This is a genomic window from Pseudopedobacter beijingensis (assembly GCF_042678145.1).
GTDB classification, from domain to species: Bacteria; Bacteroidota; Bacteroidia; order Sphingobacteriales; family Sphingobacteriaceae; genus Pseudopedobacter; species Pseudopedobacter beijingensis.
In genome coordinates this window covers 1-4,648 of sequence record NZ_JBHUDG010000036.1, presented here as the reverse complement: position 1 = coordinate 4,648, position 4,648 = coordinate 1, and the positions used below count along the sequence as shown (strand labels likewise).

The 4,648-nt window shown below is 35.5% G+C and carries 6 protein-coding genes; all 6 read left to right on the top strand.

The window, feature by feature from the left end; genetic code table 11:
* The first annotated feature begins 495 nt into the window (after positions 1-495).
* Complete coding sequence (locus tag ACFSAH_RS14190; RefSeq protein WP_379663395.1) at positions 496-1,494, top strand: DUF4365 domain-containing protein; 999 nt, start codon at positions 496-498, stop codon at positions 1,492-1,494.
* 826 nt (positions 1,495-2,320) lie between these two features.
* On the top strand, positions 2,321-2,509 hold the full coding sequence (locus ACFSAH_RS14185; RefSeq protein WP_379663394.1) for a hypothetical protein: 189 nt from the start codon (positions 2,321-2,323) through the stop codon (positions 2,507-2,509).
* A complete protein-coding gene (locus tag ACFSAH_RS14180) occupies positions 2,506-2,886 on the top strand; it encodes a nuclear transport factor 2 family protein (protein ID WP_379663393.1) in 381 nt (126 codons plus the stop codon). Before ACFSAH_RS14185 ends, ACFSAH_RS14180 begins: the two co-directional genes overlap by 4 nt.
* Before the next feature lie 62 nt (positions 2,887-2,948).
* Positions 2,949-3,410: a phage tail protein gene (locus ACFSAH_RS14175; RefSeq protein WP_379663392.1), complete on the top strand. Its 462-nt coding sequence runs from the start codon at positions 2,949-2,951 to the stop codon at positions 3,408-3,410.
* Positions 3,411-3,420: 10 nt separating this feature from the next.
* Positions 3,421-3,990 (top strand): YdeI/OmpD-associated family protein, encoded by a 570-nt coding sequence (locus ACFSAH_RS14170; protein WP_379663391.1) that lies wholly within the window; start codon positions 3,421-3,423, stop codon positions 3,988-3,990.
* 24 nt (positions 3,991-4,014) lie between these two features.
* Positions 4,015-4,200: a DUF4287 domain-containing protein gene (locus tag ACFSAH_RS14165; protein WP_379663390.1), complete on the top strand. Its 186-nt coding sequence runs from the start codon at positions 4,015-4,017 to the stop codon at positions 4,198-4,200.
* Positions 4,201-4,648 lie beyond the last annotated feature (448 nt).

Below are 4,648 nucleotides of genomic sequence, written 5' to 3'. Positions count from 1 at the left end.
GCTGACTTCTCTTTATGGCTAAACTCGTAACCTAAGAGATATCCCTCGGTAAGGTAAATACCCTTCAATCTACACCTGCTGAATCTACATGTTTGAGCTTGGGGTGATCGTAGGACTTCGATGTGCTGTGCCATCTCATCCACTCAAACATGCCTCTTATCCAGTTTCTGTTCGTCAGGGCAGATCTTTGCAGTCTCGCTTACTTCAGTGCTTCGCTCACGCAAATCCACCTTGCGGCTTGCTAATTCTTCCAGGCCTTACCCCAGCGAATAAGGGACTTGCACCCTCTGGGCTGTTCTTCAACTTATTGAAAAACTTTTATTTATATTTACCATTCAAGGCGCACACAGCACCTACCCAAAAGTGGCGGTTCAGTGGTTAAATCGAGCTTTGTGCTTCTATCAAAGTTTGTGCTTAATTGACAGTGAAGTGCTTCGAAATCGCCACCTTCGGGTAGCTGCAAACCGTTAGCTGCAAGCTTAAAACACAACGATAATGAGCGATATCGCAAGTAGGACAAGGACAAAAAATGAGGCAACAGGAATGAGAGTTGTTGCTCAATTTGTTCAAGAATTTTGGGAATGTGGTTGGCAACCTCTTGATGCAAGAAACGACAAAGGTATTGACGGACTTATCTTGATGAAGAAAAGAAACACTGACCTTGGTGTAAGAGTTAATGTTCAAGTGAAATGTGGGGCGAAATATATCTCAAGTGAAACCAAAGATGAAATTAAAATATCCATTGATGACGAGGCTGGATTGATTGAGCATATTGAATATTGGAAAAAGCAGAATGAACCTGCTATTTTAGTTTTTGTAAACCCTGCTAAACCAACCCGAGATACTAATGGTAATGTTCTTAAAGACGAGAAAGGGAAAATCGTTTGGAAAGAAAGTCGACTAAATTCAAAAGCTTGGTGGGTGGACTTAAAAAGTGAGGATTTACGGGTTGAAAATTCAAAAACGTTAATCAGTATTCCGAAGAAAAATATTTTTGGAGAACATAGTAAAGGAACGTTTCTAAAACTAATAAAGCCATTATTGTCCAATGCTCATTTACCTATAATAGATCTAAATACTGAAAGTAAGAATTTACTAAATTCTATAAATCTAAAAAACGATTCTCATAAGTTTTACAAAGAATGGAAAAATGGGAATACCATATTTTGCAAAGCGTTAAATAAAAATATCAGAGTTTCAAAAACGGGTTGGAATCATATACTATCTTCAAAAAGAGGACGAGAAAGACGAGTAAACTCATTAAAATTATTAGGCGTAGCAAAGCAAATTATAAACGAAGTTGAAAAGAATAAGTTTTTTTTACTCAATCAAACTGAAACAATTGACGAAATTGAGCAAAAAATTGGAATACGAGCGAGATATACAGACAAACAGCAAGGTGAACAAGTTGTGCAAGTAATTATACTACGAAAACTTAATCCTAAAAGCAAAAATGAAAAGTTTTGGTTTTACAGCGTTCATTACAGAAGATAGATATGTTCCCCTTGTTTTATTCACCTTTATAGCGGATACTTGCGTTTAAAACGCTAAAAATAGCCGGTCACACATCTACCCCGCTGCAATGAAACACAAAGGTAAAAAAACAACTAACATTGCAATGCTGTTAAAATGAAAAAAACTAATGGTAAAAAGCCAGCAGCTAACAAGGGTAACTGTTGCACAACTTCATTTTTCTAAGCAAACACAAAATAACTGCCCTTGTTTAAGCTCTTTTAAGCGAGGTCTTCTTTTGAGAGGAATTCTGGATATTGATTTTAAAAGAAGCTGATATCGGCTAAAAAAAAGCGATATATAGCCCTTTCAAAGAAGCAAAGCTTTGCTTTTTCTAAAGCTATGCTTAAGGCAAAAGGTCTCTTACGTTCAAACTTCAGGTATTTCTTCAAATTATAGCATAACGCTGCCATTTGTATCCCGATAACGGGACAAGCTATGTTTATTAGCCTGTGCCATTCCACGGCTGTTCAGCCGTTTCATATTGTGATGATTGAGTAAGGTTCCCAAAACGGGCTCTACCTTGGAACTACAACGTTTTACCAACCTGCGATGATAAGCTTTGTTCTCGCTTCGTTTAAGTGTTCTGATAAAATCACTTAAATGCCTTATGGATACCCGGGACTCCGTCCGGTAAAAACACTAATTGTTAGCCATAAAATATTAACTTTAAAATGGCAACCCGTTATCGATATTATGTTCAAGGATAGCTTGAGAAGCAGCAAACTATTACCGGACCAAGTCCTCAGTTTTATAAAAACATTTAAGTCATCCGTTAGAAGACTTAAAACGAGGAAGGGCTTTAGAAATGGGCGCAGCTATGTTTGACCCTATTACCCCAAGAGGTGATAGTGGTTTTGTAACAGCTGCGGTAATTGACCCATTCGGTAATATTTTAGGGTTAATGTACAATCCGCATTATTTGGATATGGAAAAAAAAGATAGGTTGAGTATTAATATGATATGGAAAGATAAAATGGAACCACTCGCAATATGAACAAAGAACGAAAAAAAATCATTCAAAATTATATTGAAGGTTACAACGAATTTGATGTAAAAAAAATGACGCGTGATTTTGACGACAATATCATTTTTAAAAACATTCAGAATGATGAAGTGAATATGACATTGAACGGAATAAGTGAGTTTAAGCAACAAGCCGAACAAGCCAAAGCATTTTTCATAAATAGACGACAGCAAATTATTTCCATAAAACACGACAACGACACAACGGAAATTGAAATAAATTACGCTGCAACTTTGGCAACGGACTTTCCAAATGGACTAAAAAAAGGCGATCAATTAAAACTAAAAGGGAAATCTATTTTTATTTTTCAAGGCGATAAAATCATTCAAATAACTGATAAATCTTGACACAAAAATGAAAAAAATTGAAAGAAGAACTATTCTAAACTCTAATACCCCAAAAAACAACCATGAGCTATTTAGTAGATTTTAAAAATGTAAGCGAGATTGGCTTTGAAACTTCGCCCCTGTCAGCTTCCCTTGCGGGTTTGCGAGCAAATGAAGCGCGCTATTTTTACAACAAATACAAAGCAGAATTTGTAACAACTCCAGTTTCTGATAGCAAAGAATCTTTGGATTGGGTAGCAAAAATTTTAAAAGAAGAACGCAATATAATTATTGCATCAAAACCTTTAGAAACGGCATCATTATTGGTTGATGGCATCAAATGGATATTTGTGTTTTATGAAAGCGGGCTTTCAATTAATGTTCTTTACACCATAGACAATCCCAAAAAACGAGCCGTTGGCTTCAAACTTTCCGAAGGTATGGATATACCAGAAGAGCTGAGTAAATTTAAATTTGCCAGACAAAAATCAAAGTTGGCAGGAATAATAAGAGGTTCATTTTTTGTGATTAAAAAGGAATATTAACAGCAAATCTATGGCAGAAGCAGTAATTAAATCTTTTAAATCCAAAAAATCTTGGCGAAATTGGCTAGATAAAAATCAAAATCTTCAGGAAGGAATCTGGCTACAAGTATTCAAAGTTAGTTCTGGAGTTGAATCAGTAAAAATTACCGAAGCATTAGACGAAGCTCTTTGTTTTGGTTGGATTGACGGGCAAAGAAAAAGTTATGACGAGCATTCGTATTTGCAAAAATATGTGCCTCGCAGGGCACAAAGTATTTGGTCAAAACGAAACATTGGTTTAGTAGAGAAATTGATCGTAGACGGCAAGATGACTGCAAGAGGTTTCGCTGAAATTGAAAAAGCCAAAGCCGATGGACGCTGGGCAAGAGCCTACGACTCGCACTCCACCATGCAAGATGACGAAGACCTTTTAAAAGAATTAAAAAAAGATATCGTAGCTTTTGACTTTTTTCAGTCACTCAACAAAACAAACAAATTTGCCATTAACTTCCGTTTACAAACAGCCAAAAAACCTGAAACAAGAACCAAAAGACTGAAAGAAATTTTGACAATGCTTAAAGAAGGAAAGAAGTTTCATTGATAATCATACTAACACTTAATAATTATGTCATTTCAAGCTTACATAGACAACATCAAAACTAAGACAGGAAAAACACCTGCTGACTTTAAAAAACTTGCCGAGAAAAAAGGCTTTATCATTGACGAAAAACTTAACCCCAAAACAAAAGCAACAGAAATAAAAATCCTTCCCCCTTCCTATTGTCAGAATCACGGATTAAATCAGGATTAACAGAGCACACAGATTTTGGTTTTTATAGAACAAAAGGTTCAGTGAAATCTTTCAATCTTTTAAATCAGTGATTCAGAAAAGGATAAGCAAAGCCCAATTCTGCCAATAATAAAGCTGCTTTAGCCCGGGTTTTGCTTACAACCTTATACCCCTAAGTGTTCTGATAAGATCTCTTAAATCCCTTATGAATAATACCCAGGACTCCGTCCGGTAAAAACACTAATTGTTAGCCATAAAATATTAACTTTAAATATGGCAATCCGTTATCGACATTATTTTCAAGGATAGCTTGAGACGCTGGACGGAGTCCTCAGTTTTATAAAAACATTTAAGTCATCCGTTAGAAGACTTAAACAAGGAAAGGTTTGCAAAATATGAAAAGTCCTTTTGATGATTTATAAAATTTATATATTTAATAAATATGTACCAGTTTATGAGACATATATAA